At 66.5% G+C, this 25,602-nt stretch carries 25 protein-coding genes and 1 tRNA gene; 11 read left to right on the top strand and 15 right to left on the bottom strand.

All coding sequences use genetic code 11. From position 1 onward, the window contains the following. Positions 1 to 4 precede the first annotated feature (4 nt). Positions 5 to 1,621 (top strand): acyl-CoA synthetase, encoded by a 1,617-nt coding sequence (locus BHK69_RS28745; RefSeq protein WP_069694043.1) that lies wholly within the window; start codon positions 5 to 7, stop codon positions 1,619 to 1,621. Here BHK69_RS28745 and BHK69_RS28740 read toward each other — a convergent pair. The 4 genes from BHK69_RS28740 to BHK69_RS28725 form a co-directional block, all read right to left on the bottom strand. After that, positions 1,590 to 2,738 carry a GNAT family N-acetyltransferase gene (locus BHK69_RS28740; RefSeq protein WP_069693097.1) on the bottom strand — a complete coding sequence of 383 codons (1,149 nt, stop codon included), beginning with the start codon at positions 2,736 to 2,738 and terminating at the stop codon, positions 1,590 to 1,592. The genes BHK69_RS28745 and BHK69_RS28740 overlap by 32 nt on opposite strands. A 124-nt stretch (positions 2,739 to 2,862) precedes the next feature. Beyond that, on the bottom strand, positions 2,863 to 4,014 hold the full coding sequence (locus BHK69_RS28735) for a CobW family GTP-binding protein (RefSeq protein ID WP_069693096.1): 1,152 nt from the start codon (positions 4,012 to 4,014) through the stop codon (positions 2,863 to 2,865). A gap of 18 nt (positions 4,015 to 4,032) precedes the next feature. Then, positions 4,033 to 4,935 carry a DMT family transporter gene (locus tag BHK69_RS28730; protein WP_069693095.1) on the bottom strand — a complete coding sequence of 301 codons (903 nt, stop codon included), beginning with the start codon at positions 4,933 to 4,935 and terminating at the stop codon, positions 4,033 to 4,035. Positions 4,936 to 4,945: 10 nt separating this feature from the next. Next, positions 4,946 to 6,568 (bottom strand): D-alanyl-D-alanine carboxypeptidase family protein, encoded by a 1,623-nt coding sequence (locus BHK69_RS28725; protein ID WP_069694042.1) that lies wholly within the window; start codon positions 6,566 to 6,568, stop codon positions 4,946 to 4,948. Between the two features lie 187 nt (positions 6,569 to 6,755). Here BHK69_RS28725 and BHK69_RS28720 point away from each other — a divergent pair, with 187 nt between their 5' ends. The 5 genes from BHK69_RS28720 (at position 6,756) to BHK69_RS28700 (ending at position 10,928) form a co-directional block, all read left to right on the top strand. Beyond that, positions 6,756 to 7,661 carry an EamA family transporter gene (locus BHK69_RS28720; protein WP_069693094.1) on the top strand — a complete coding sequence of 302 codons (906 nt, stop codon included), beginning with the start codon at positions 6,756 to 6,758 and terminating at the stop codon, positions 7,659 to 7,661. Between the two features lie 166 nt (positions 7,662 to 7,827). Further along, positions 7,828 to 8,997, top strand: a complete 1,170-nt coding sequence (locus BHK69_RS28715; protein ID WP_069693093.1) for an acetyl-CoA acetyltransferase — start codon at positions 7,828 to 7,830, stop codon at positions 8,995 to 8,997. 25 nt (positions 8,998 to 9,022) lie between these two features. Continuing rightward, positions 9,023 to 10,216: an MFS transporter gene (locus tag BHK69_RS28710; protein ID WP_069693092.1), complete on the top strand. Its 1,194-nt coding sequence runs from the start codon at positions 9,023 to 9,025 to the stop codon at positions 10,214 to 10,216. Between the two features lie 79 nt (positions 10,217 to 10,295). After that, entirely contained in the window at positions 10,296 to 10,529 is a 234-nt protein-coding gene (locus BHK69_RS28705) for an AbrB/MazE/SpoVT family DNA-binding domain-containing protein (RefSeq protein ID WP_069694041.1), read from the top strand. Continuing rightward, on the top strand, positions 10,530 to 10,928 hold the full coding sequence (locus BHK69_RS28700) for a type II toxin-antitoxin system VapC family toxin (RefSeq protein WP_069693091.1): 399 nt from the start codon (positions 10,530 to 10,532) through the stop codon (positions 10,926 to 10,928). 21 nt (positions 10,929 to 10,949) lie between these two features. Here the strand turns inward: BHK69_RS28700 and BHK69_RS28695 are convergent, their stop codons facing one another. Continuing rightward, positions 10,950 to 11,222, bottom strand: a complete 273-nt coding sequence (locus BHK69_RS28695; RefSeq protein WP_069693090.1) for a BolA family protein — start codon at positions 11,220 to 11,222, stop codon at positions 10,950 to 10,952. Between the two features lie 97 nt (positions 11,223 to 11,319). Between BHK69_RS28695 and BHK69_RS28690 the strand changes: the two genes are divergently transcribed. Then, a complete protein-coding gene (locus BHK69_RS28690; RefSeq protein ID WP_069693089.1) occupies positions 11,320 to 11,934 on the top strand; it encodes a J domain-containing protein in 615 nt (204 codons plus the stop codon). A 232-nt stretch (positions 11,935 to 12,166) separates the two neighbouring features. On the opposite strand, the gene BHK69_RS28685 is transcribed toward BHK69_RS28690, so the two are convergent. The 5 genes from BHK69_RS28685 to BHK69_RS28665 all read right to left on the bottom strand — a co-directional run bounded on the left by BHK69_RS28685 (position 12,167) and on the right by BHK69_RS28665 (position 17,717). Next, entirely contained in the window at positions 12,167 to 14,191 is a 2,025-nt protein-coding gene (locus BHK69_RS28685) for an ethylmalonyl-CoA mutase (protein ID WP_083269737.1), read from the bottom strand. Between the two features lie 185 nt (positions 14,192 to 14,376). Then, positions 14,377 to 15,309: a cell wall hydrolase gene (locus BHK69_RS28680; protein WP_069693088.1), complete on the bottom strand. Its 933-nt coding sequence runs from the start codon at positions 15,307 to 15,309 to the stop codon at positions 14,377 to 14,379. 646 nt (positions 15,310 to 15,955) lie between these two features. Further along, positions 15,956 to 16,438, bottom strand: coding sequence for a DUF1178 family protein (locus BHK69_RS28675; RefSeq protein WP_069693087.1), 483 nt, complete (start codon positions 16,436 to 16,438; stop codon positions 15,956 to 15,958). 115 nt (positions 16,439 to 16,553) lie between these two features. After that, positions 16,554 to 16,811 carry a glutaredoxin 3 gene (grxC, locus tag BHK69_RS28670; RefSeq protein ID WP_069693086.1) on the bottom strand — a complete coding sequence of 86 codons (258 nt, stop codon included), beginning with the start codon at positions 16,809 to 16,811 and terminating at the stop codon, positions 16,554 to 16,556. Between the two features lie 144 nt (positions 16,812 to 16,955). After that, complete coding sequence (locus BHK69_RS28665) at positions 16,956 to 17,717, bottom strand: ComF family protein (RefSeq protein ID WP_069693085.1); 762 nt, start codon at positions 17,715 to 17,717, stop codon at positions 16,956 to 16,958. Between the two features lie 289 nt (positions 17,718 to 18,006). On the opposite strand from BHK69_RS28665, the gene BHK69_RS28660 reads away from it, so the two are divergent. The 4 genes from BHK69_RS28660 to BHK69_RS28645 all read left to right on the top strand — a co-directional run bounded on the left by BHK69_RS28660 (position 18,007) and on the right by BHK69_RS28645 (position 20,329). After that, the gene (locus BHK69_RS28660; protein WP_069693084.1) at positions 18,007 to 19,131 is read left to right on the top strand and encodes an alkene reductase; all 1,125 of its coding nucleotides are present in this window, start codon (positions 18,007 to 18,009) and stop codon (positions 19,129 to 19,131) included. A 132-nt stretch (positions 19,132 to 19,263) separates the two neighbouring features. Then, a tRNA-Glu gene (locus BHK69_RS28655) sits at positions 19,264 to 19,338 on the top strand. Between the two features lie 239 nt (positions 19,339 to 19,577). Continuing rightward, the gene (locus tag BHK69_RS28650) at positions 19,578 to 19,799 is read left to right on the top strand and encodes a hypothetical protein (protein ID WP_069693083.1); all 222 of its coding nucleotides are present in this window, start codon (positions 19,578 to 19,580) and stop codon (positions 19,797 to 19,799) included. 263 nt (positions 19,800 to 20,062) lie between these two features. After that, a complete protein-coding gene (locus BHK69_RS28645; RefSeq protein WP_069693082.1) occupies positions 20,063 to 20,329 on the top strand; it encodes a hypothetical protein in 267 nt (88 codons plus the stop codon). 358 nt (positions 20,330 to 20,687) lie between these two features. Here BHK69_RS28645 and BHK69_RS28640 read toward each other — a convergent pair whose 3' ends face one another. From BHK69_RS28640 to BHK69_RS28620, 5 genes are all read right to left on the bottom strand, one after another. Beyond that, the gene (locus BHK69_RS28640) at positions 20,688 to 21,413 is read right to left on the bottom strand and encodes an amino acid ABC transporter permease (RefSeq protein WP_069693081.1); all 726 of its coding nucleotides are present in this window, start codon (positions 21,411 to 21,413) and stop codon (positions 20,688 to 20,690) included. A gap of 19 nt (positions 21,414 to 21,432) precedes the next feature. After that, positions 21,433 to 22,269 (bottom strand): ABC transporter substrate-binding protein, encoded by an 837-nt coding sequence (locus BHK69_RS28635; protein WP_069693080.1) that lies wholly within the window; start codon positions 22,267 to 22,269, stop codon positions 21,433 to 21,435. 124 nt (positions 22,270 to 22,393) lie between these two features. Then, positions 22,394 to 22,864, bottom strand: a complete 471-nt coding sequence (locus tag BHK69_RS28630; RefSeq protein ID WP_069693079.1) for a MaoC family dehydratase — start codon at positions 22,862 to 22,864, stop codon at positions 22,394 to 22,396. A gap of 10 nt (positions 22,865 to 22,874) precedes the next feature. After that, the gene (locus BHK69_RS28625) at positions 22,875 to 24,461 is read right to left on the bottom strand and encodes an acyl CoA:acetate/3-ketoacid CoA transferase (RefSeq protein ID WP_069693078.1); all 1,587 of its coding nucleotides are present in this window, start codon (positions 24,459 to 24,461) and stop codon (positions 22,875 to 22,877) included. Next, positions 24,458 to 25,600, bottom strand: a complete 1,143-nt coding sequence (locus BHK69_RS28620) for an acyl-CoA dehydrogenase family protein (RefSeq protein WP_069693077.1) — start codon at positions 25,598 to 25,600, stop codon at positions 24,458 to 24,460. Before BHK69_RS28620 ends, BHK69_RS28625 begins: the two co-directional genes overlap by 4 nt. Positions 25,601 to 25,602: the final 2 nt, after the last annotated feature.

The raw sequence follows: 25,602 nt of genomic DNA, 5'->3' as shown, positions 1-25,602 counted from the left end.
TTTGATCCTACCCGATCTGCGCGATTATGACGGCTTGCGTGCGGCCTTCCGCTGGCGCATCCCCGCCCGTTACAACATCGCCGTCGACATCTGCGACCGCTGGGCGGAGGCCGAGCCGCAGCGCACGGCGATCATCGAGGTCTCGCAGGATTGGCGCGTGAGCCCGGTCAGCTTCGGGCATCTGCGCGAGCAGTCGAACCGGCTCGCCAATGCGCTAAGGTCGCGCGGTGTCGAGCGGGGCGACCGGATCGCGATCCTGCTGCCGCAGGGGCGCAGCGTGCTGATCGCGCATCTCGCCGCCTACAAACTCGGCGCCATCGCGGTGCCGCTGGCAGCCTTGTTCGGGGTCGATGCGCTGGCCTACCGGCTGGGCGATGCTGCCGCCAAGGTCCTGATCACGGATGCGGCCGGGCTCACCAAGGTCGGGCAGATCGCCGAGCCGCTGCCCGAACTCGGCCTGGTGATCTCGACCGACGGCGCGCGGGGCGCGGCGCAGGATTGGGGAAACCTGCTGGCGCAGGCGAGCCCGGATTTCACAGCCGTCGATACCGGTCCAGACGACCCGGCCCTGATGATCTACACCTCCGGCACCACCGGCAATCCCAAGGGCGCGCTGCATGGCCATCGGGTTCTGCCGGGCCATCTGCCGGGTGTGCAGATGCCGCATGAGTTCCTGCCCCAACCGGGCGACCTTGCCTGGACCCCGGCCGATTGGGCCTGGGCCGGCGGCTTGCTCAACATGCTGCTGCCCAGCTTGCATTTCGGCGTCGCCGTCGTGGCGCGGCCGGTAACGCGCTTCGAGCCGGAGGAGGCTTATCGCCTGATCGCCGATCTCGGCATTCGCAACGCCTTCGTGCCGCCGACCGCGCTCAGGATGCTGCGCAGCGTCGACAGGCCGCGCGAGCGCTTCGCGCTCAAGCTGCGCACGATCGCTTCGGCCGGGGAGGCGCTGGGCGCCGAGACCCTGGCCTGGGGGCGCGAGGCGCTGGGGCTGACCGTCAACGAGGCCTATGGCCAGACCGAGTGCAATCTCGTGCTCGCCTCCTGCGCTGCGATCGGCGTCAGCCGGCCGGGCAGCATCGGCAAGGCGGTGCCGGGCCATAAGGTCGCCATCATCCGTCCCGACGGCTCCATCTGCGCGGCTGATGAGGAGGGCCAGATCGCCGTGCGTCGGCCTGATCCAGTGATGTTCCTGGGTTATTGGCGCAGGCCCGAGGCGACGGCGCAAAAATTCATCGGCGACTGGATGACGACCGGCGATCAGGGCGTTCAGGATGCGCAAGGCTATGTCCGCTTCATCGGCCGCGACGACGACGTCATCACCTCGTCGGGCTATCGCATCGGGCCGGGCGAGATCGAGGATTGCCTGCTGAAGCATGAGGCGGTGTCGCTTGCGGCCGTCGTCGGCAAGCCTGACGCGCTCAGGACCGAGATCGTCAAGGCCTTCATCGTGTTGAAAGCCGGCCGCGAGCCGTCCGAGGCGCTCGCCGCCGAGCTTCAGGCCTTCGTGCGCAAGCGGCTCTCCGCGCATGAATATCCGCGCGAGATCGCGTTTCGCGATGAGTTGCCGCTCACCACCACCGGCAAGATCATCCGGCGGCTCTTGCGGGCGGAAGCCTGAGGCCGCGCCGCAGCGCCGCGCGCGCCCGGCCGGCGAGATCGCGCGGCTTGCCTGTGGCCCGGGGCGAGAGCCGTATTTCGCCAAAACCGACGGCGTCCGGCCCGCTGGCTGGCGGCACCGGCTGCAGGATCGTCCGGTCCGGCGCCGCCTGCCGCATCAATGCGAGCAGGACTTGCCCGGGGAAGAAGGGCGCTTCGCCCTCGTCTCGCGCGGCCATGTAGAGCCAACCGTCTTTTGCCCGCCCGATGACCAGCGCACCGGCGATCGGCCGCCCGTCCAGCGTCAGCAGGGCGACACGGGATTGCCGGCAACGGGCAAGCGCCCGCGTCATGGCGCGCAGGAAGCCGACCTCGCGAGTGTCTTGCAAGACCGCCTTGCCGGCGCGGCCTTTCGGGCCGGAAGCCTCCATCGCCAGCAGGATCTCGATCGCGTCACGCAGTTCCGTGCGCGATCTGGCCTCGACCAGTTCGAGTTTGCCGCGCCGCGCCAGGGCGTGCTGCATCGCCTCGATGTCGTTGGGCGTCGGCACGCCGTATCGTGGCCGGATCGGCGGGTTCGCAGGGCTCAGGGTCGTGTTCAGCCTGAGCGCTTCGGCCGCGCGCCGGATCGGCGCGATCAGGGGGCTTGCCATGTCGATCTGGCGCAGGACGAGCCCGCGCCCCTCCAGCACCCAGCCCCGGCGCAGGCTTAGCATGGCCGCGAGGACGGCTTGCGCCTGCGCGGCGTCGAGCAATGGCGCGCCGTTGAAGATGCGCGGGTCGGAGAACCCGATCAGCTCGTCGGGCACGAATAACCGGTTGCGCGGAAAGCAGGGGATCAGGCCAAGAAGGCGTCGCTGCGGGGTGCCGGCTGCGCCCTGCCAGGCGAGCAGCACCGCGACGTTGCGGAAGGCGATGAGGTGTTGCGCTGCCGCGAGCGCGAAATCCGGTTCGAAGAACAGATTGGGCTCGATCGCGCGCGCGGCGAGCTCCGTCCAGGCCTGCCGGATCTCGCCGCAGGCGGAGAGCAGGCGGATCTCGGTCGTGATGGCTGCGATTTGCGGGCGGCTCGGCGCGGGTGCGGCATGGGCTGTGAGGCCGCCCGGAACAATGCCCTTCAAAGCGATGATCTGATTCATCCGATCCTGCCCGCCGCTGTGCTGGATCGTCCTGGCGCGGGCTTGTGCCGGATCGGCACGGCGCGGCGTTGGGAGCAATCCCCGGTCGGGAGGACTTCAAGAATGGGGCCGTAAGGCTCCTGCCTCAGGCCGTGACATTATGGCCGGGGGCTGCAGCTCTGGCGCGGGATGTCTGCCCGAGAAAGGCGGCCCAGAGCCGCTCCACCACGCTGGGGTCGATATCCCTGACGATGAGCACAAGTCGGGAGCGGTGGTCGGCGTCCGGCCAGGCCTCGAGCAGGAGCGGCGGGTGCAGGATCTGCTGGACGGCATGGACCAGCAGGGGCTGCCCGGGCTGCTCGGCGAGGTTCACCAGCCCCTTCAATCGCAGCAGCTTGGGGCCATGCGTCGAGCGCAGCAGGGTCCAGAACAGATCGAAGGTCGCCTGTGCGATCGGCGTATCGGCTGTGAGCGCGAAGGCGCGGATGCTGGCATCGTGCCGGTTCACGTCGTGATGCTCATGCCCGTGATGATGGTCGTGGCCGTGTCCGTGATGGTCGTCATGAGCATGGCCGTCATGAGCATGGTCCTGGCCATGATGGTGATCGGCCTTGCCGAGAGCCTCATCGGCGAGCCATTGCCGTAGCATCTGCGGGCGTTCGGCGAGGTCGTAGAGCCCGGAACCGACGAGAGCTTGCGCCGCTGCATCCGGCTTCAGCAAGGTGATGCCCGGGTTGAGCGCGGCCAGCCTGTCGCGCAGTGGAGCGAGTTCGGCCTCATTGGGGGCGAGGTCGGCCTTGGTCAGGATGAGGCGGTCGGCCGCGACGACCTGCTTCACCGCTTCCTCATGGGCGTCGAGCGTCGCCATACCATTGACGGCGTCGACCAGCGTCACCACGCCGTCGAGCTTGAAGCGCATGGCGAGATAGGGGTGGTTGATCAGCACGTTCAGGATCGGCGCGGGGTCGGCGAGGCCTGTCGTCTCGATCACCACACGCTGGAACGGCGCGATCCGGCCATTGTCCCGGCGGCGCAGCAGATCCTCCAGCGTGACGATGAGATCGTCGCGGATCGTGCAGCAGAGGCAGCCGGAGGCGAGCAGGATCATGTTCTCCTCGACGCCCTCGATCATCAGGTGATCGAGGGCGACCTCGCCGAATTCATTGACGATGACGACGGTCTCGGCGAGCGCTGGGTCCTTGAGCAGGCGGTTCAGCAGCGTCGTCTTGCCGGCGCCGAGGAAGCCGGTCAGCAGGGTCAGCGGGATCGGGGCGGGTCTGGTCTCGGGGCCGGTCATGCGTCTGGGCTTCTGGCTTCAGGCCGGCGCCAGGAGGCGTCGATTTTGTTCTAGTATTACATTAGCCATGATCGCGGCCACGACAAGGGCGCCGCCGGCATATTGCAAGGCGCCGAGGCGTTCGCCGAGCATGAGGGCTGCGACCGCGACGGCAAAGACCGGCTCGGCGCAGAAGGCGAGGCCGGCATTCCCGGGAGCGACGCGCATCAGGGCCAGGACCTGGAGCAGGAAGCCGATCAGGTAGCCGCCCATCGTCACCGCGACCGCGCCGGGCGCGAGCGCCAGCGCGCCGGGCGGCAGGAATCCGCCCGTCAGGACAAGGATGCCGGCGGCGATCGGCATGATCATCAGATGTGACCAGAACAGGCGGGGTAGCAGTGGGGTCGTGGGGCTGGCATTGGCAGCGAAGAACTGCGTCGCGGCGAGCACGCTTGCCGCCAGCGCGAGCATGAGCCCGCGCGGGTCGAGGCCGTGGAGGTCCGGCCCGAGCACCATCGCAACCCCGGCAAAGGCGAGCACCGCCACCGCCAGTCGGTCCGGGCTGAAGCGGGCCGGGGTGAGCAGGGGCTCGGCCAGGATGATCAGGATCGGGAAGGTGTAGAAGACGACGGCGGCGACGCTGACCGGCACGAAGGCGACCGAGGAGAGATAGGCGCAGCCGACCCCCGCGCTGGCGAAGCCGAACAAGGCCAGGGCCCGGCGCTCGCCGCGTGGCACGGCGAGCGAGGCGCGCCAGAGCAGGGCGGCCAAGCTTGCGAGCGCCAGCATCAGGAAGACGCGGTAGAATACCAGCAGCGGCCCGCTGAGGCCGGCTTGTCCTGCGATCTGGGCGCTGACGATATTGGTGCCGTACGCGGCCGCCGAGCCGAGGGCGAAGAGGAACCCGTGCTGCCTGGCGGCGCGGTCGCGATCGGCGGTCAAGGCCTGTGGCTCAGGCGTCGTCGTTCGGCTTGGGCTTGGGCGCAGGCGTAGCCTTGGTCTTCGCCGGCGGCTTGGCGGGCTGGAGCTTGGCTGCGGCCGCGCTGGGCTTGGCCTTCTCCGTCTCGCTCTTGGGCTCCGTCTTGGGATCGGTCTTGCTGTCGGCCTTGGATTTGGCGAGCAGGGGCTTGGCCGGCGGGCGGGCTGCGGGCTTGATGCCGGAAGCTGCACCGGGGCGCAGGCTCGAGGCCGTTGCCTTGCCCGGCTGCACGGCGCCCTGGAGCTTCAGAGGTCCGGCCTGGAAGGCATCGGCCGGCGGTTGCGCCGCGCCACCTGTCGGCGCGAAGGCGGTGGTCGCTCCCGGGATGCCGCCATTGCTGGAGGCTGTGCGGGGCCGTGAGTCGCTGAACAGGCCCGGCGTGCCGCCGCCGAACAGGCTGGCGGCGACAGGCTTGTCGGGTGCGATCACCGGTGCCGCGCCGCGCGCGAACTGGCTGTCGGGCCGGCCCGTGGCATTGGCCGCCAGCGGGGCGGAAGCCGAGCCCGCCGTGCGGCCGAAGGCGACGGGAACGGGCGTGGTCTCGGCGCGCGGACCCAGCACGATGCGGCCCGACGGCGCGCGCGACAGCATGGCGCCGGTCGCGCGCGGCTGCGGGCTCATGGCCAGGAAACGGTCGCCGGCGCCATCGGCGTTGCCGCCGACCCCGCCCGCCATCGTCAGAGCGGAGATCGGCCCGGAAACGTCGACATCGTCGGCGAGCGCAGCTCCGCCGCCCTTGCGGCGGACATCGTCACAGATATTGGGGGCACGGGTTCCGCTGGCGGGAAGGGAGGCAACGTCGTAGCCGAGGCCGCCCCATTTGCCGAAACCTTCATCCAGCAGCTGCGCGGCCTTCACGGTGCGCTCGGCGCCCGAGAGTGCGCCCAGCACGACTGCGATCAAGGTGCGGCCGCCACGTGTCGCGGTCGCGACCACATTGAAGCCCGAGGCGCAGACGAAGCCGGTCTTCATGCCGTTGATACCGGAATAGCGGCCGACGAGCCCGTTGGTGTTGTTCAGCACCTGCTTGCCGAGCTGGACCGAGGGCGTGTTCCAGTAGTCTGAGTAATCCGGGAATTCGCGCATCAGCGCCATGGCGAGGATTGCGAGATCACGCGCGCTGACCTGCTGCTCGGGGCTGTGCCAGCCATTGGGATTGGTGAAACGGGTGTCGCGCATGCCCAGCCGCGCGGCTTCCGCATTCATCATGCCGACAAAGGTCTCGACATTGCCGCCGACGCCCTCGGCAATGACATAGGCGATGTCGTTGGCCGATTTGACCAGCATGATGCGCAAGGCGTTGTCGAGCGTGATCTCCTGCCCGGCCTTGATATAGACTTTGACGCGCGGCTGGCCGGCGGCAAGCTTCGAGACCGGGATCGCGGTCTCCAGGCTGAGCCGCCGCTCGCGCACCGCCTTCAGGGCGAGATAGGTCGTCATCATCTTCGTCGTCGAAGCCGGGTGCCAGGCCTGGCTCGGATTCTCGGCGGAGAGAACCGCGCCGCTGGAGGCGTCGATCACGAGGCTGGTGCCGGCCGCTGCGGGGCCGGCGAGAAGGCCAAAGGCGAGGACGGCGGCAAAGCGGGATGAGATCATCGTGCGGTCTTGAACCTGTGGGGACGCGGAGACGGAGACTGGCGGGTTCAACGCGACGCGTGCGGCATTTTCGAGACGGCGGAGGTTTTCGTCCGTCCGCAGACGCATACCTACCCGGAGCGGAGCGATTTGCCTAGTCGCGGCCTGGGGTCCAAAAGGCCTGCAACCTCGTGATGGATTACGCCGCGTGAGCCTCGCCCTTCTCTGGATTCCCGCGACGATCGCGGCCTCGCTCCTGCAGACCGCGCGCAATCTGACGCAGCGTTCCCTGACCGACATCATCGGCGTCGTGGGTGCAACGCAGGTGCGCTTCCTGTTCGGCCTGCCCTTTGCGCTGCTGTTTCTGGTCCTGGTCTGCCTCGTCGCGGCCCGGCTGCCGCCGGGGATCGACGGCAAGGTGCTTGCCTTCGCGCTCGGCGGCGCGCTGGCGCAGATCGCCGCGACCGCGCTGATGCTGGCGGCAATGCGCACGCATTCCTTCGCCGTGACGACCGCCTACACCAAGACTGAGCCCGTGCAGGTGGCGATCTTCGGGGCGCTGCTGCTGGGCGATCCGCTCGGCTGGGGAAAATTCGCGGCGATCATTGTCGCGACGATCGGCGTCATCGTCGTATCCTGGAAGCCCGGCCAGAAGCTGACCGCGGCGGGCATGCGCCCGGCTGTGCTCGGCATCGGGTCGGGAGCCTTCTTCGCACTCTCGGCCATCGGCTTTCGTGGCGCGATCCAGGCTTTGCCGGAGGGCGGCTTCTTCATCCGCGCCACGACGATCCTGGCGCTTGGCCTGACGCTCCAGACCGTGCTGCTGACGCTCTACATGCTGGTCGCGAACCGCCCGGCCCTGGTTCTGAGCCTGCGCAACTGGCGCCGCTCGCTCTCGGCCGGCTTTCTGGGCGCTGCCGCCTCGCAATGCTGGTTCATCGGCTTCTCGCTGACCAGCGCCGCCAATGTGCGCACGCTTGCGCTGATCGAGGTGCCGCTGGCGCAGATCGCCTCGCGCCGCATCTTCGCGGAAGGCACGAGCCGGCGCGAGCTGGTGGGAATGGCGCTGATCGTTCTCGGCGTTGGCGCGTTGCTGCTGCTGGCGATCTCCTGACGTCTTCGTTCCGATTTCGATCGGCAAAGAGACGGAAAGACCCATCTCAAGGTCCGCATCGTGGCCCCTCTTTCCGCGCACGGTAGAAATGCGCTTCTGCCGGCTTGCAGGGTGCGCTTGCGAAGCGCACTTAGACTGAAAAGCTGGTCTTTAAGGAGAGAACGTCATGAGCGCTGCGATCGTCGGCTGGGCCCACACGCCGTTCGGCAAGCAGGATGCCGAGACCATTGAAAGCCTGATCGTGCGGGTCGCCACCGACGCGCTGGTCGATGCCGGGATCACGGCCGACCAGGTCGATGAGATCGTGCTCGGGCACTACAATGCCGGGTTCTCGGCGCAGGATTTCACCGCCTCGCTCGTGCTGCAGGCGGATCCGGCGCTGCGCTTCAAGCCGACCACCCGCGTCGAGAACGCCTGCGCCACCGGTTCGGCCGCGGTGCATCAGGGCGTGCGCGCGATCAAGGCGGGTGATGCCAAGATCGTGCTCGTCGTCGGTGTCGAGCAAATGACCAAGACGCCCTCCGCCGATATCGGCAGGTTCCTGCTCAAGGCCTCCTATCTCAAGGAGGAGGGCGAGACGACCGGCGGTTTTGCCGGCGTCTTCGGCCAGATCGCGGCCGCCTATTTCCAGCGCCATGGCGACCAGTCGGACGCGCTGGCGATGATCGCGGCCAAGAACCACAAGAACGGCGTCGACAACCCCTATGCGCAGATGCGCAAGGATCTGGGCTACGCCTTCTGTCGCGAGGAAAGCGAGAAGAACCCTTACGTCGCCGGTCCCCTGAAGCGCACGGACTGTTCGCTGGTCTCTGACGGCGCGGCAGCGATCGTGCTGGCCGACGAGGAGACTGCGATGGGCATGCGCCGCGCCGTCGGTTTCCGCGGCATGGCCCATGTCCAGGACTTCCTGCCGCTGTCGCGGCGCGACATCCTGAAGTTCGACGGCTGTACCGTGGCCTGGAAGCAGGCGCTGGCGCAGGCCGGCGTCACGCTCGACGATCTCTCCTTCGTCGAGACGCATGACTGCTTCACCATTGCCGAACTCATCGAATACGAAGCGATGGGCCTGACCCGGCAAGGCGACGGCGCGCGCGCGATCAAGGAAGGCTGGACCCAGAAGGACGGCAAGCTGCCGGTCAATGTCTCCGGCGGTCTCAAGGCCAAGGGCCATCCGATCGGCGCGACCGGCGTCTCGATGCATGTGCTGAGCTCGATGCAGCTCGTCGGCGAGGCGCCGGAGGGCATGCAGGTGCATGACGCCAAGCTCGGCGGCATCTTCAACATGGGCGGGGCGGCGGTCGCCAACTACGTCTCGGTGCTCGAGCGGATCAAGTGACGCGGCCGAGACACTTGTTCGAGCCGTGACCGTCTTCCTCGCGCTGCTGCCGGCCTATTTCCTCTCGATCTTTTACCGGTCGTTCCTGAGCGTCATCGCCAACCCGGTGATGGCGGATCTGGGGATAGGGCCGCGCGAACTCGGCTTTCTCGGCGCGGCCTGGTTCATCGCCTTCGCCGTCTCGCAATTCCCCATCGGCTGGGCGCTCGACCGGCTTGGACCGCGGCGAACGGTCTCGGTCGCGATGGCGGTTGGCTCGGTCGGCGCGGTGCTCTTTGCCATGGCGAGCAATGCCCTGGCGGGGACGTTCGCCATGGCGCTGATCGGCATCGGCTGCGCGCCGATCTTCATGGCCTCGCTGTTCCTGTTCGCACGGACGGCGGAGCCGGCGCGCTTCGCCTTCCTGACTTCGGTGCTGATCGGCCTCGGCTCGCTCGGCAATATCCTCGCGGCCGGGCCGCTGGCGCTGGCTTCGGCGCATTATGGCTGGCGGACGGCGATGCTGGTGATGGCGGCATGCTTCCTGGTTGCGACGCTGCTGGCCGCCATGCTGCTGCGCGATCCGCCACGGGCGGAAAGCGCTTCCGGCAAGGCTGAGGGCCTGGTCGAGGGGCTCGCCAGTATCCTGCGATTGCGGCCGCTCTGGCTGCTCGCGCCGATCACCCTGATCGGCTACGCCATCGTGGCGACAGCGCGGGGCTTGTGGATCGCTCCCTTCATGGGCGACGTCCATGGCTTCGACGCCATCACCGCCGGCAATGCCGCGACCGCGATGGCGCTCGCGATGGTCGGCGGCGCCTTCCTTTATGGCGGGCTCGAAAAATTTGTCGGGCGGGTCAAGCCGCTGGTGCTCTGGGGCACGGTCGCGACGGCGGTCGCCTTCGCCTTGCTGGCGCTGACAGGGGGCTCCTCGGCTGCGCTGGCCGTGGTGCTGTTCTCGGCGATCGGAGCTGTCGGCTTCACCTATGCTGTCCTGATGGCGCATGCGCGCATCTTCTTCCCGGCTCACCTGCTCGGGCGCGGCATGACGGCGGTGAATTTCCTGTTCATCTCGGGCGCGGCGTTGCTCCAGTCCGGCTCGGGCTGGTTCATCGCGACCCAGCGCGCCTCAGGCTTCGACGCGGCCACGACCTTCGCCAACCTGCATTGGGGGTTTGCGGCGCTGCTGCTGGGAGCGGCGGTGGTCTATGCGTTCACCCCGGAGCGGGCGGAGAGCTGAGAGCTCCCAAGCCGGCGCGGGTTTGTGTGAGAGATGGCGAGGTATTACCTTCCGGATGGTTAGTAATACAGAGGCTGCCATGGCAACGACTGTCACAAGCAAGGGCCAGGTCACGATCCCGAAGCCGGTGCGCGATCGGCTCGGTATCGTTCCGGGAAGCGCTGTCGATTTCCGGATGGAGACTGACGGCAAAATCACGCTTCGGAAGGTCGACGGAGCGGAGCCGAAGAGCCGGTTCGAAGCTCTTCGTGGGATAGCCGGGCCTGGTCCCAGCACCGACGAACTCATGGCGATGTTGCGTGGCGACGACTGAGTGACGCTCGTCGACAGCAATATCCTGTTCGATCCCTTCACCGACGACCCGCGATGGGCGGGCTGGTCAGCTAATCAACTCGACCGTTTGGCGCTTGCTGGAGGGCTCGCCATCAACGATGTCATCTATTCGGAGCTGTCGGTCCGTTTTGAGACGGTCGATGCGGTTGACGAGGCGTTGAGTTACGCTCGGGTGGAGTTGCTGCAGATGCCGCGCGGCGCCTTGTTTCTCGCGGGGAAGGCCTATCGCCGCTACCGTTCCTCAGGTGGAACACGCACTGGCGTTCTGTCTGATTTTTTCATCGGTGCGCACGCTGCTGCAGCGCAACTACCGCTCCTCACCCGCGACCCGACGCGCTATCGAAGCTATTTTCCGTCGATCAGGCTGATCACGCCCTGAAAGCGCGGCCAGAGGGCGGTGTCACGCCTCGCCGGGACCGCGAGCCACGATCGCCAACGCATGCACGCCATCCGCCAGCTCCTGCGCCAGCGCGGCGTTGACTAGGCGGTGACGCTCCAACCGGCTCTTGCCGGAAAAGGCTTCCGACACGATATCAACCCTGAAATGCGTCTCGCCGCCTTCGCGCCAACCACCATGGCCCTGATGCTGGTGCGATTCATCGATCACCTTCAAGCGCTGCGGCGACAAGGCGCTTTCCAGCTTCTTGGTAATCCGTTCAGCCATTGCGGTCATGATCGCGACATTCTTCCGGTCGTCATAGGAGGGATCGGCTGGTGCATGTTGCGCCGCACTTGCCGGTTCCGATTGCGCGTCTCATAACCATTCGAGCATGAACTTCAACTCACGCCTTTTCGACCGTATCAGGATCGGCCCTTCCGAGGCGGAAGCGGTCGAGGAATCCGATGCGCCCCGCTGCGACCACGCCGGCTGTTCCCGGGTGGGCGAATTCCGCGCGCCCCAAGGGCGTGGCCGCGAGGGCAAGTTCTTCCTGTTCTGCATGGAGCATGTGAAGGCCTACAACGCGACCTATAATTATTTCGCCGGCATGGATGACGAGGCGCTGGCCGCCTACGCGAAGCAGGAGGAGATCGGCCATCGGCCGACCTGGAAGCTCGGCGTCAACTCCAAGGCGGCGCGGATGGCGCAGCGCGGGCGCGTGGCCGGTGGTGGCGAGGCCGATGTACAGGACGGCTTCAACATCTTCGGCTCCCGGCGCGCCCAGGAGGCGGCCAATCCGGAGCCGCGCGTCGGAGTTGTCGCCAGGAAGGCGCTCGAGGCTCTCAATCTCGACATCACGGCCGATTCCGCCGCGATCAAGGCGCGCTACAAGGAACTGGTGAAGCGCTTCCACCCCGACGCCAATGGCGGCGACCGTTCGCGCGAAGGCACGCTCCAGGAGATCCTGAAGGCATATCAGCAGCTGAAGACGGTGGGGATGGTGTGACCTGTCATTCCGGGGCGGCCCGAAGGGCCGAACCCGGAACCCACGACCGGGCGCGCCCTTTGCTCCAGCGTCATTCTCGCCCTTGTGGCGAGAATCCACGTCTTTTGAACACAGAATTCGCCGAGGGAAGGCGTGGATGGTCGGCACAAGGCCGACCATGACGGGTTTTCCGTCTCGCCCGGTCGTGGGTTCCGGGTTCGTGCCTTTGGCACGCCCCGGAATGACAAGCGGGCTACCGCCCCTTCGCCGCCAGCCCCGCCACATCCGCGATGATGCCGTCCAGGGCGAAATCCTTCGGCGTGTAGACCGCAGCCACCCCCATATTGCGCAGGGCGTTCTCGTCATCGGGCGGGATGATGCCGCCGACCACGACGGGAGTGGTCATGCCCGCGACGCGCAGGCGCGCCGTGACGTCACGCACCAACGGCAGATGCGAGCCCGAGAGGATCGACAGGCCGATGATGTCGGCGTCGGTTTCCTGGGCCTGCGCCACGATCTCCTCGGGCGTCTGGCGGATGCCGCCATAGCTCACCGCCATGCCAGCATCCCGGGCCCGCACGGAGATCTGCTCGGCGCCGTTGGAATGGCCGTCGAGCCCCGGCTTGCCGACGAGGAAGCGCGGCGGGCGGCCGAGCTTTTCAGTGGCGCGGGCGACCGCTGCCTTGACCGTGGCCAGGCCCGCATCGTCGCCGAGCTTGGTCGTGTCCACCCCTGTCGGGGCGCGGTACTCGCCAAAGATCTCGCGCAGGGTCTGGGCCCATTCACCGGTGGTGACGCCGGCCTTGGCGCAGGCGATCGAGGCCGGCATGACATTACGCGTTTCCTTCGCCGCGGAGGCCAGTTCCGCCAACGCGGTTTCCGCAGCCTTCGCATCGCGGGCCGAGCGCCAGGCCTTGAGCCGGCCGACCGCCTCCAATTCAACCGAATCCGGCACGGTCACGACATTGCCTTCGCCGGCCGAGAGCGGAGAGGGCTCGCTATTGGTGAATTTGTTGACGCCGATGACGATCTGCTCGCCACGCTCGATCGCCTCGATCCGGCGGGCGCCGTTCTCGACCAGCGCCTGCTTCATATAGCCGGTCTCGATCGCCGCCAGCGCGCCGCCCATATCGGCGATCTTGGCCAGCTCCTCGAGGGCTGCAGCCTTGAGATCGGCGACCTTGGCGTCGATCACCGTGGAGCCGTCGAAGATGTCGCCGAATTCGAGCAGATCGGTCTCATAGGCCAGCACCTGCTGCATGCGCAACGACCATTGCTGGTCGAAGGGGCGCGGCAATCCCAACGCCTCGTTCCAGGCCGGGAGCTGAACGGCCCGGGCGCGCGCCTTCTTGGAGAGCGTCACAGCCAGCATCTCGATCAGGATGCGATAGACATTGTTTTCGGGCTGGGGCTCGGTCAGGCCCAGCGAGTTGACCTGCACGCCATAGCGGAAGCGACGCATCGCCTCATCCGCGACGCCATAGCGGCCAAGCGTGATCTCGTCCCAGAGTTCGACGAAAGCCCGCATCTTGCAGAGTTCGGTGACGAAGCGCATGCCGGCATTGACGAAGAAGGAGATGCGCCCGACGACCTCGGGGAACTCCTCGGCCGAGACCTCGGGCCGCGCCCGGATCGAATCCAGCAGCGCGATCGCGGTCGCCAGCGCAAAGGAGAGCTCCTGCACCGGCGAGGCGCCGGCCTCCTGCAAATGATAGGAGCAGACATTGGTCGGGTTCCATTTCGGCAATTCGCGGGCCGTGAACACGACGATGTCGGTGGTGAGCGCCATCGAGGGGCGCGGCGGGAAGACATAGGTGCCGCGCGAGAGGTATTCCTTGACGAGGTCGTTCTGGGTCGTGCCCTGCAGCGCGTTGCGGGCTGCGCCCTGCTCGTCGGCCACCGCGATATAGAGCGAGAGCAGCCAGGCCGCCGTCGCATTGATCGTCATCGAGGTGTTCATCTGGGCGAGCGGGATATCGGCGAAGAGCGCCCGCATGTCGCCGAGATGGCTGATCGGCACGCCGACCTTGCCGACCTCGCCGCGCGCCAGCACATGGTCGGGGTCGTAGCCGGTCTGCGTCGGCAGGTCGAAGGCGACGGAGAGGCCGGTCTGCCCCTTGGCGAGGTTGTTGCGATAGAGCCTGTTGGATTCCGATGCGTCGGAATGGCCCGCATAGGTGCGGAAGATCCAGGGCTTGTCGCGCGGCGTGGGCTTGTCGCGCGGGGTGGGCTTGTCGCGCTGTGCCGTCTGCCGGCCGTCGGGCTTCGTCGCGGTCATGGCGTTTCCCCGTATTGCAGAGCAATCTGAATGTTGCACTGCGGCGAAGATAGCGCCAGAGCCGCGGCGATGTCCCCCTCGACGTTAGGCTGACGAAAACACGGTGCGAGCGCGTCCGGTTTTCATGGAAACGCGCAATCTCCCGGTGTCCTGCCCAAAATCCGCGCCGGCCAGAGGTCGAGCGCTCATCGCGGCGAAAGACCGCCCTTGATCTCGGAGGATGATGGCAGAAGCGCCGCCAGGCGCCGGTCGACCTTGGGAGGAGCGGCGAAGGCGCGCTTGAGCTTGGGCAGATCGAGATCGAGCGGCCGGTCCGGCGGCAGCCGCACATTCTTGACCAGCATCACCGCGGGGGTATCGAGCGCGAGTGTTTTGGGCGCTGGTGTCTCGAACGCAGGCGTCTTGGGCGCCAATGTTTTGGGCGCGAAGGCAAGCGGTGCGGATGCGAAGGAGGTGGAGGTGACGGGCGAAGCCGTTGCAACAGGCGCGGGCACGGAGGCCTCCGCCACCTGGAACGCTGGCTCCTCGATGCGCCGGCGCTCGGGCCGCTCGCCCTTCACATAGAAGGCGTTGCCGCCGGCGACCGTCATGTAGTGCATATTGGTGTAGCCGAAGCGCAGCCCGGCCGTGTGGAAATGCTTGGCCGGTCCGATCGTCTCATTGCGGCGGCCGTTGAGGATGTCCTCGGCGATGGCCTCGATCTTCGGCAGGTTTTTTTCCGTCATCGGGCGCGTCAGGACGCCGGAGGCGAACTGGCGCGGAGCTCCGACCACGCCGCAGATCGTCTCAGGGTATTTGGGCGCCTCGACCCGGTTCATCACGACCGTACCGACGCCGAGCAGGCCCGCCTCGCTCGACCGGTTCGATTCGAAATACATCGCACGAACCAGACAGTCCTTTTCCCGAGGGTCGGCCTTCGCCAGGGCGACGGCGCGCTTGCGCGCGGCGGCGGGTTCCTTCGTTGCCGGTGCGGAGACCGCGGCCGTCTGGACGGGCGAGACGCTGCAGGCGCCCAGAGCCGGCGCTAGCAGCGAAATCAGAAGCGGGATCGATCTACTGCCGCGGCGGGCAACTCCGTGGGAACGGAGACCATGTGCAGCGATCACGATCCGCTTCATGCGGCAACTCCTGGGTTCGGGATCCTGAATTGCCGTGGGCGGCGCACCGAGATCACGGGCAAGGAAACCCATAACCCTTAACAGAAAGTTAATCCGGAAAGGAAGGGCAGAGGCGGTAAAGCGAGCTCCGGGCGCGCTCTCTTCCAGCGAAGATCTTGCTAAGATATTAGTATCAAACGAAAAATTTTAACGCTCGAAGCGACGGGATTTCGTCCGTGGCGTCGCGAATTCCGCGCTGGAAAGGCGAGACATTCCGGCCGGAGCCAAGCGCAGAGCCGGCTTCCATGGAGCGCTTCATCGGAAACGCTTAGAGCCTTGCGCGAAAAACGGGGCACCGGTTTTCCGTGGGAGCAATGCTCTTGGGGGGTGATTTTAGCCTGAACCACACCGTCATTGCGAGCGCAGCGAAGCAATCCAGGGCGGCAGAGCTCTACGTCGCCTGGATTGCTTCGCTGCGCTCGCAAGGACGGCCCGGATGTATCGAAACCCAGCTCGGCATCGATCGCAGATCGAGGCCTGGATAACGGCATGGCTCTTCTGACAACCGGCCGGTCCCCCGAGTGCTTCTCAACCCCCGAGCGCTTTTCGACCAGAGCCGATCGCCGTTGCGGGCCGGTCGCGCGCGCTCCCTGCAATGACGAGCGCTTCAATTCCCTGCGCGGGGCAGGCGGGGCAGGGGCATGAAGGCGACGCCCTCCTCCTGCAGCATCCTGGCGTCGTCGGGTGTCGCCTCGCCATAGATGGCGCGGCCGTCGCTCTCGCCGTGATGGATCTTGATCGCCTCCTCGGCGAAGCGCTTGCCGACATTCTCGGCGTTCTCGGCAACATGCTTGTGCAGGGCCACAAGCATCTCCCGGAAGGCGATCTCCTTCTCGCCCATCAGGGCGACCGGAGCCGGCGCGGCGGGGGCCTCAGTCGTGGCTGCATCCGGTCCGGTCTCGGCCGGAGCGGCCCGCTCGCGATCGGTACGCGCGACATTGGGCGCCATGATCGCGCGCTCGACCTTCGGGCTGCCGCAGAAGGGGCAGGTCACCAGCCCGCGCCGAGCCTGATCCTCGAAGCTCGCCGAGGTCGAGAACCAGCTCTCGAATTCGTGGGCGTTGTCGCAGATGAGGGCGTAGCGGATCATGTCAGTGCGAGGGACCGGTGCTGAATTGCACCCTCAGCAGGTAATCCCTTACGAGCCCTTTGCAAGCAGCCTCTCTTGGCGAGCAGCCTCTCCTGGTAAGCGGCCCTGCTGTGCCTCACGCCGCCAGCAGCTTGTCGAGCTCGCCGCGCGCATCGAGCGCATACAGATCATCGCAGCCGCCGACATGGCTGGCGCCGATGAAGATCTGCGGCACCGAGGTGCGCCCGCGCGCCTTGACCGTCATCGCCTGGCGCAGCTCCGGCTTGCCGTCGACATCGATTTCCTCGAAGGCGACGCCCTTCTTGCTCAGCAGCGCTTTCGCCTCCTGGCAATAGGGGCACCAGGAGGTGGTGTAGATCGTGACGGGCGGCATGGAATGACCTTCGTGGATAGTGCGCTGCACCCTATTTAGTGCATCGGCCCGAAAAGTGGAGTCCGGTGGGAAGAAGCCGATGCAAAATCAAAGAGCTACAGCATCGGACCGAATACGATATTCGGTCCGATGCTGTAGTGGCGCTCACGCGTCCGTCACCACCCGGGCGAAGGTCAGTACATCGACCTGGGCCGCGCCGGCGCGCAGCAGGGCGCGGGCCGAGGCGTTGACAGTCGAGCCCGTGGTCAAGACATCGTCGATCAGCAGGATGCGGCGGCCTTCGAGCCGCGGCCGCGCGGCGAGAGGGACCTTGAATGCGCCCTGCAGATTATCAGTGCGCTGTGCCCGCGTCAGCCCGACCTGCTGCCTTGTGCGCTTGACCCGCGCCAGCAGGCCAGGCGCGAGCGGGACCCGGCTCTGCCCCGCGACGACACGAGCCAGCGCCGCGGCCTGGTTGAAGCGGCGGCTCCAGAGTCGGGTGCGATGCAGCGGCACCGGCACGATCATCTCGGCCTCCCCCAGCAATTCGCGCCCGGCCTGCGTCATCATCCGGCCCAGGGTCAGCGCCAGTTCGAGCCGGTCGTCATATTTCAGCCTGTGCACCAGTTCGCGCGCGGCGCCGTCGAAACGGCAGACCGCGCGCGCTCTACGGAAGACCGGCGGATCGGCGATCGCGGCCGGCGAGAGCAGGCCCTCGCCGAGATCGACCGCGAAGGGCGTGCCGAGGCGCTCGCAGAAGGGGCGCTCGATGAAGCCGATGCCGGCCCAGCAGGCGGGGCAGAGCGCTTGCGCCTCGCCCGTCGCGGCATGGCAGGCGATGCAGCTCGGCGGGTAGACGATGCCCAGCGCGGCGTTGAGCCCGGCGCGCAGCGCATGGCGGCCTCCGACAAGAAGGCGGGCGCGCAATCCCGGTCTCCCCGGCGAGGGCTGGGTGGCGTCGATCGTCTCCAAACAGACCTCCGCGGAGGAAATCCTATCAGTGATGGCGGAGGCGCTTCCCACGCCCCTGCCATTCCACTGTGTCATGCCTATCTGAGCCTTGTCGAATGCCGATGCCGCCGGGCGCGGGCGCGCTGTGGCATGCTCGACAGCTCTTTGTCTGAACGCGTTTTCTTCACGCGAACCGGTGTCCACTTCGCTCGAAAACGCTCTTGTCAATCATGCGGCGCCAGCCGCGATCCGAAGGATCACTCCGATGAGCCAATCCAGCTCTGCCGAATCTGCCTCGTTGAAGCCTGCTCTATTCACGCCGCTTCGCCTCGGCGACATCGAACTCAGGAACCGCGTCGTCATGGCGCCGTTGACGCGCAATCGCGCGACGCGCGGCAATGACGCCCCCAATGATCTGAATGTCGAATATTACCGCCAGCGCGCCGGCGCCGGGCTGATCATCACCGAGGGCACGCAGGTTTCGCAGCAGGGCCAGGGCTATGTCTGGACGCCTGGCCTCTACAGCGACGCGCAGATCGCCGGCTGGAAGGCCGTGACCGACGCCGTCCACGCTGAAGGCGGTAAGATCATCGCCCAGCTCTGGCATGTCGGCCGGGTCAGCCATGTCTCGCTGCAGCCGGGCGGCCAGGCTCCGGTCAGCCCGTCGCCGATCCAGGCCAAGACCAAGACCTATATCGAAAGCGGCTTCACCGAGGTCTCGACCCCGCGCGAACTGGCGCCGGCGGAGATCCCCGCGATCATCGGCGAGTTCGTCACGGCCGCCGAGAACGCCAAGGCCGCCGGCTTCGACGGCGTCGAACTGCACGGCGCCCATGGCTATCTGATCGACCAGTTCCTGCGCGACGATTCCAACAAGCGCAGCGATGCCTATGGCGGCTCGATCGAGAACCGCGTGCGCTTCGCGCTCGAGGCTGTCGCCGCCGTGTCGAAGGTGTTCGGCAAGGGCCGCGTCGGCATCCGCATCTCGCCGGTGAGCCCGGCCAATGACGCGCGCGATTCCGATCCGCAGGCGCTGTTCACCTATCTGGTGACGAAGCTCAGCGAACAGGGCATCGCTTTCATCCATGTCGTCGAGGGCGCGACACGCGAGGCGCGCGACTATCTGCCCCTCGACTATGGCGCGCTGCGGCGTGCCTTCAAGGGCGGCTATATCGCCAATAACGGCTTCAACCGCGAGCTCGCCATCGAGACGGTCGAAAAGGGCGAGGCCGACGCCATCGCCTTCGGCCGGCTCTTCATCGCCAATCCCGATCTGGTCGCGCGATTGGAGCGCAACGCCCAGCTGAACGAACCCGATCTCGCAACCTTCTATGGCGGCGATGCGAAGGGCTATACCGACTATCCCGCCTTGGCCGACAAGGCGGCCTGAGCCGCGGGGCGCGATCTCAATTGGCTCCGCGGCGACGGTCATGAGCCGTCGCCGCGAATTCCTTGCGGGCTTTGCGCAAAAAGCAGTTGCAGAGCGGCCGCAGCCCGATTACACAGCAGCCCTTGCCGCGCTGCTCCCATCGTCTAGCGGTTAGGACGTCGCCCTCTCACGGCGAAAACTGGGGTTCGATTCCCCATGGGAGCGCCATCGGCGCCAAAATCACCTGTTTTAAAAGGCTTTTCTCTTCATCTTGCCTCACCGGCAATTTGGGCGGGACAATCCTGGTGGCTTTCTGAAGCTTTGCCATGGCGGTGTGCGCCATTTGTGGCTTACGCGCGGCCCTAGCCATGTCGCGGTGCTATACCAACGTTCCGCAGCCCCGCGATCGCGGATGGTAGGGCGCTGGTGGCCGTGCTACCGCGCCCCCTCAGCGATGGGGGACGTGAATGAGTTTGATAAAAGCATTTCAGATCGAAGTGACCTCGGCGACTCAGACCTTGAAGCAGGTCTTCTTTGTCGAAGCGGACTCGGAAGAAGCTGCAGTCCTGGCCCTGACTGCCCATTCGGGCTTGCTGCCAAATCCGGTCTTCAAGTTGCAGCGGCGCCTGAGCGATTCAGAACTTGATCTGCACCAGATCGGCCCTGGCACAATCAGTCAGTGGATTTAGGCTAGAGCATTTCCGCGTTTCTCCGAATCGCGGAAATTCTCTATCCCCTTGTTTTATCGCATTTTCTTCACGCGAACCGGTGTCCACTTCGCTCGAAAATGCTCTAGCTGCGGTGTGGGGGATCGAGCTTGCCGCCGGCCAGAGCCGGCCGCGGCCTGTAGTGCCGGGCCAACAGCACCGCTGACGCAGCCTCTGGCGCAGCCGACCCGTTGCCACCATCTACCGTCCGAGGGCGCCAGCGCGTCCGTAGGCGGGTGTGTGCGATGTGTGAGGGACTCTCCGATTCTGAACTGCAACGGCTCGGGCAGTTGATCTATCTTGAGATGGCCAAGCAGCTCGGTCGCGATGCGCGCAGCATGATCGACGCTGATCACGATCTCCGCGCAGTTGTTGTCGACGGGTCTGTCGACCTGGTTAAGGTCGCGGCCGTGGTGGCCAAGCGCTGCTGTGTGAGTTTGCCGGACGTTGAGATTGTCACGGACGTGGCGCCGGTCGCGAGCCCGTGTGACGGTCGCTCAAGAGCAGCGTGAGCCGCGCGAACACCGGCGTCATAGCCGGATCGATCCCGGCGCTGTGCACCATGTCGCTGAGCCGCTCGTCCCGCCTGAGCCATCCGATCCCACGTCTCTCGGGGGGAAGCGCCCTATTCTCCTTTTCCAGATTGCTGGCCCTGTTCTCGAAGCCGGCAGACGGCGTGTGCGGAGCATTGGCCGCGATGTCCGAGATCTGCGCGATTTGCGCGTCGGGCAGCGTGAGCGACGTTGAGCTCGTCGCATCTGGCGTTTTCGAGCGAAGTGGACTCCGGTTCGCGTGAAGAAAACGCGTTGAAACAAGGAGCTAGGGCTATTGAACGATCCAATTGGATCGGAAACGGCTCTTGATCTGGAATCAGAGAGCCTCGCCAGTGACGGCGGGCCGGACCGGCTTCAAGGCCGGTGTGCTCTTGCTGGCTTCTCCGTAGCCGCGGCCGTAATATGCCTCCAGCCTGACCTGCACGAGATTCCACAAGCTCGTCAGCGCGAGATAATAGACCGCGGCCACCAGATAGAGTTCCAGCACCTCGAACTTCTGCTGCATCAGCATCTGGCTGCGCCGCATCAGCTCCTCCATCGAGATGATCGAGGCCAGTGAGGTTGCCTTGAGCAGGCCGTTCAGCGAATTACCCAGGGGCGGGATGATCAGGCGCAGCACCTGCGGCAGCAGCACGAGGCGCAATGTGTGCCAGCGCGACAGGCCGAGCGCCTTGGCCGCCTCCCTTTGCCCCCTGGCGATGCCGTTGAAGCCGCCGCGGATCGTTTCCGAGAGATAGGCCGCCTCATTGAGGCTGAGCGAGAGTAGGGCCGACATCAGGACACCGAAACGGATGCCGATCTGCGGCAGCGCGGTGTAGATGATGACGAGCTGCACCAGGAGCGGCGTGCCCCGGAAGACCCAGACATAAAACGCCGCCGGCGCCGAGAAGATGCGGCGCGGCGACATGCGCGCCAGCGCGACCACGAGGCCGAGCACGAGCCCGATGATCATGGTGGTGACGGTCAGGCCGATCGTCACCAGGACGCCTTCGAGCAGATAGGCGTTGGTGAGGTAGGACAGGAAAGCGTGGACGTCGAACATCTTCCCGCCCCTCTCCGGTTCAGTTGGTCGGGCCGTCGCCGCGGATGGCGAAGCTCGCCGCGGCAAGCTTGGTCATGCCGAACTTCTCGAACAGCTTGTCGTAGGCGCCCTCGGTGCGGATCGCGGTGAGCGCCTCAGCGACTGCCTGCGCCACCTTCTTGTCGCGGAAGGCGAAGGTGATGTCGGTGCCGGCGACATCCTTCAGCCAGATCTTGGCGATGCCGCGCTGCACGAGGGCGTTGGCGGTCTCGTTGATGTTGATCGCGGCCTCGAGCTGCCCGGCGCGGAGCGCGGCCGAGGTCTCGGTGACGGTCGAGAATGTCCGGAAATCGATCGGCTTCAGACCCTTGGCGACCATCTCGGCATTGAACTCGCGCGACTTGCGCTCCTGGTAGGTCGCCGTCTCCACACCGACGACGCGCCCGGCGAGATCCTCGAACTTCTCGAGCTTCAGGCTCGATTTGGGGTCGGTGTAGATGCTGAGCGCCTGCTGGGCGTAAGGCACCATGAACAGGATCTTCGAGCGCTCCTCGGTCCAGAACAGGCCGGTGTTGATCGTGTCGAAGCGGCTGGCGCGCAGGCCCGGGATCATCGGCGGGAAATCCATCCGGACGAAGACCGGCTCAAGGCAGATGCGCTTGGCGATCTCCTTGGCGAGCTCGACGTTCAGGCCCTGCAATTCGCCCTTCTCGTCGACGAATTGCTGCGGCGGCAAGGTCGGGTTGATCGCCATCTGCCATTTGCCGGCCTCGATCAGGCTGGCGGCCGGCACCTTGGACGTGCAGCTCTGGGCGTCGGCGCCGCCCGCCAGGCAGACGAAGACGGCGAGGGCGGAAAGGGTCTTGAAAAGGCGCATCGCGTGGTCTCCCGTGCAGAAGAATGAGTGGCTGAGCAGGCGTTTCCCCGGTCTTTTCTTGGTTCGGTCGTCATGGGCCAGCGTCTGTCATTGGCCTCGTCAGTCTTGGGCCCGCGTCGGCGGATCAGTCCTCCGCCTGCCGCGTCAGGATCAGCGAGACGTGGCGGGCTTCCGTCACCACCTCGTCGCGCTGGTTGATCAGGTCGAGCGCCTCGACGACGATGCCGCGGCCGGGATTGTGGGTCGGGCGTTTCTCGACGAAGCGGAAGCGCACGCGCAGGCTGTCGCCGGCGACGACCGGCGCCTTGAAGCGGACCGCGTCCCAGCCGAGCGAGGCGACGGAGGTTTCCTCATAGAGCCTGAGCTCCGACTTCAGCCCCTCCATCAGCGACAGGCCGTAGAGCCCATGCGCGATCACGGCAGGGAAGCCGCGCGAGCGGGCATAGCCCTCATCCAGATGCAGCGGATGATGATCGTGCGTGACGTCGGCGAAGGCGGCGATGTCGGCGGGCGTGACGCTGTGCGTCGCACTCTCGAACTGCGCGCCCAGTTCGATATCCTCGTAGTAGAGATTGGTCGTCGCGGTCGCGCTCATCGCATCCCCTTCAGGCGACCTTGCGCGTGCGCGCCGGCAGTTCGAGGAAGCTGCGGCCAATCCCCATCGGGCCCGGCCGGAAGATGCGCGCATCCATTTCGCGAAGATCCGGGCTGATCCTGGGTCGGAAGCCCATATGCGCCAGCACGTCCTCATCGAGCCGGGCGCCAGGCGCGATCTCGGTCAGCGTCACCGCGCCCTGTTCGAGCTGGAACACCGCCCGCTCGGTGACATAGGAGACCTGCTGCCCGCGCTCGGCGGCGAGCGCCGCGCTGAAGCTGATCTGCCCGACCTGCGGCACGAATTTGCGGAAGGCGCCGTCGCGGCGGATCGAAAGGCGGTTGTTCTCGACGCCGATATCGAGCTTGCCGCCGGTCATGGTGCCGTTGAAAACCAGCCGCTTCGCGTTCTGGGTGATGTCGATGAAGCCGCCGGAGCCGTCGCGGCGGTCGCCGAAGCGCGTGACGTTGACGTTGCCGGCCTCGTCCACCTCGGCGAAGGAGAGAAAAGCGCAGGTCAGCCCGCCGCCATCGTAGAAATCGAACTGATAGGCCTGGTCGAGGATGGCGCGCGGATTGATCGCCGTGCCGAACTCACGCGCATGGCCCGGCACGCCGCCGACGACGCCAGACTCCACCGTCAGCGTGATCAGATCCTCGATGCCTTCCTCGGCCGCGACGTTCGGGATCATCGCCGAGATGCCGACGCCGAGATTGACGACGTCGCGCGGGCGCAATTCGAAGGCGGCGCGGCGGGCGACCACACGCCGCTCGGTGAGCGGATCGGGCGCGATCATGGCGACGGGCACCCGCGTTTCGCCGCAGCGGGCGGGATCGTATTGCGTGCCATAGGTCTGCATCTGCTCGGGCTCGAGCACGACATGATCGACGAGGAAGCCCGGGATCTTGACCATTTGCGGATGGAGCGAGCCGCGCTTCACGATGCGCTTGACCTGGCAGATCACCGTGCCGCCGGCATTGTGCACGGCCTGCGCGATGGACAGGTCCTCGCGCGTCGTGCCCTCGTGCTCCATGCTGACATAGCCGTCCTCATCCGCCGAGGTGCCGCGAATGATGGCGAAGCTCGGCGGGCCGGGCACGCGGTAGAGCAGCCATTCCTGCCCCTGCAGTTCCAGCAGCTCGACCAGCGGCAGGGTGGTGCGCGCATTCATGCGCCCGCCATCCTGGCGCGGGTCCATATAGGTCTTGAGGCCGACATGGGTGAGGACGCCGGGATGCTTGGCCGCCATGGCGCGGCAGAGCTGGCTCATCACGCCCTGGGGGAAGTTGTAGGCGTCGATCAGCTCGTCGCGCACCAGGCGCATGAACGGAACCTGCAGCCCGAAATTGCCGCCGATGACGCGCGCGATCATGCCCTCATGCGCGAGATGGCAGAGGCCCTTCTCGGTGACGGCGCCGACGCCGGTGATATTGATCAGCGTCAGCCCATGGGGACCCGCGCCATCAAGGAAGCGCGCTTCGAGCGCGGCAAGGATCGCCTCTGCCGCGCCGGTGCCGCCATTGCCGCCGACGATCAGCGTGTCGGCATCGCGGACGAGGCCCGCCGCCTGCTCGGCCGTGATGATGCTCAGCGTCATGCAGCCTCCTTCTCGACCTGCCGGGCGATGATGAGGCGCTGGATCTGGTTGGTGCCCTCATAGATCTGGGCGAGGCGGACGTCGCGGAACAGCCGCTCGATGCGGTATTCGCGCGAATAGCCGTTGCCGCCATGGATCTGGAGCGCGTTTGAGACGTGCTTCATCGCCATGTCGGTGGTGAAGAGCTTGGCCTGCGCCGCTTCCTTGGCGATCGGCTGGCCGACATCATGCAGGCGCGCGGCATGGTGGATCAGCAGGCGCGCCGCGGCGATGTCGGTAGCCATGTCGGCGAGCATGAACTGCACCGCCTGGAAGCCGATGATCGCCTGCCCGAACTGCCGGCGGGATTTGGCATAGGCGGTGGCGTCCTCGAAGGCGGCCTGCGCCATGCCGAGCGCCATCGAGGCCATCATCAATCGGCTGAAGTTGAAGTTGCTCATCGCCATCTTGAAGGCCTGGTTCTCCGGCCCCATCAGGCTGTCGGCCGGCAGGCGCACATCGGCGAAGGCGATCTGGCAGTCTTCCAGGCCGTGCATGCCCAGAAGCTCTTCGTTCCTGCCGCGCGCGATCCCCGGCAACGCGCCGTCGACGAGCAGGCAGGAGATCGCCTTGTGCCCGGTCTCGGAGCCGGTTCGTGCGAAGACCATGATCCGGTCGGCGACCCCGCCCAGCGTCACCCAGGCCTTGGTGCCGTTGAGCAGCCAGCCATTACCGTCGCGGCTGGCGGTCGTCTTGATGCCGGCGACATCGGAGCCATGGTCGGGCTCGGTGACGGCGGTGGCGGGGATGATCTCGCCGCTGAGGATCTGCGGGATCAGCGCCTTATGCGCCTCCGTGCCGTGCTGGTCGAAGAACAGCACCGCCTCGACGGGGATCGCGAAGGCGTTTGCGACGGCGCCGGAACAGCGCGCCAGCTCCTCCATGGCGATGCAGGCCGCGATGGAGTCCAGCCCCGCCCCGCCGGCGCCCTCGCGCAGGCAGATGCCGAACAGGCCGAGATCGGCCATGCCCTTGTAGAGCGCGCGATCGAAGCGGTCGTCGCGGTCGATCGCGGCGGCGCGCGGCAGAATCTCGGCTTCCGCGAAGCGGCGCGCCGTCTCGCGCAGGGCCTTCTGGTCGTCCGTGTAGAAGCGGTCCATCG

This window comes from Bosea vaviloviae (genome assembly GCF_001741865.1).
Classification (GTDB): domain Bacteria; phylum Pseudomonadota; class Alphaproteobacteria; order Rhizobiales; family Beijerinckiaceae; genus Allobosea; species Allobosea vaviloviae.
Note: the sequence above shows the minus strand (reverse complement) of the source record. Positions and strands in the feature narration are given on the sequence as shown.